Source organism: Roseisolibacter sp. H3M3-2, from assembly GCF_029211165.1.
GTDB lineage: Bacteria > Gemmatimonadota > Gemmatimonadetes > Gemmatimonadales > Gemmatimonadaceae > Roseisolibacter.
On record NZ_JARGEK010000672.1, the window covers coordinates 1 to 1117 of the forward strand.

Annotated in this window: 1 protein-coding gene; it reads left to right on the top strand. The window is 74.8% G+C overall.

The genetic code is table 11. The annotated features are described in order from the left end of the window. A partial coding sequence (locus PYV61_RS25625; RefSeq protein ID WP_275836720.1) for a PAS domain-containing protein occupies window positions 1-1063 on the top strand: 1063 nt, incomplete at its 5' end. Between the last annotated feature and the right edge of the window lie 54 nt (window positions 1064-1117).

A 1117-nucleotide genomic window follows, 5' to 3' on the forward strand; every position in this document is an offset into this window, starting at 1 on the left:
GCCCCCGCGCGCGGCGACGCCGCGCGCGGGGGCCGACGGGGCGGTGGGGCCGGCGGCCGAGGCGACGCTGCTGCGCGCCGAGGCGTTCGACGGCGGCACCGCGGCGCAACTGGTCGTCGACACGTCGGGGCGCGTGGCGATGGCGAACGGGCGCGCACGCGCGCTGTTCGGGATGGGCGCGGCCGACCTCGGGCGGCCGCTGCAGGACCTCGAGGTGTCGTACCGCCCGTACGAGCTGCGGTCGATGATCGAGCAGGCCTACGCCGACCGGCAGGCGGCGACGCGCGAGGCGGTGCCGTGGCGCGCGCCCGGCGGCGACCAGCGGTGGTTCGACATCGTCGTGACGCCGCTGCTCTCGGGCGACGCGCTGGCCGGCGCCAGCGTGTCGTACCTCGACGTGACGCGCCTCCGCCAGCTCCACCAGCAGCTCGAGGACTCGCAGACGGAGCTGGAGACGGCGTACCAGGAGCTGCAGTCCACGAACGAGGAGCTGGAAACGACCAACGAGGAGCTGCACTCCACGGTCGAGGAGCTGGAGACGACCAACGAGGAGCTGCAGTCGACGAACGAGGAGCTGGAGACCATGAACGAGGAGCTCCAGTCGACCAACGAGGAGCTCCAGACGATCAACGACGAGCTGCGGGTGCGCAGCGACGAGTTGAACCAGGCGAACGCCTTCCTCGAGTCCGTCTTCACCTCGCTGCGCGCGGGGGTGGCGGTACTCGACCGCGGGCTGCGCGTGCTGGTGTGGAACCGGCAGGCCGAGGAGCTGTGGGGGGTGCGCCACGAGGAGGCGGAGCACGCGCACTTCCTGAACCTCGACATCGGGCTGCCGGTGGCGCAGCTCGCGCAGCCGATCCGCGCCTGCCTCGCCGGCGACCTGCCCGGCCACGACGGGGTGCTGCCGGCGACGAACCGCCGCGGGCGCGCGATCGCCTGCCACGTGCGCGTCTTCCCGCTGGTGTCGCGCACTCGCGAGGAGCCGCACGGGGTGATCGTGCTGATGGAGGAGCGGTCGCCCGCGGACGAGGAGTCGCCGGCCGGGGAGCCCGGCCGGGGCTGACGCGCGCGCCGCGGGCCGCGGGCCGCGCGCCGCTCAGGGCGCGGCCGGGGGGAC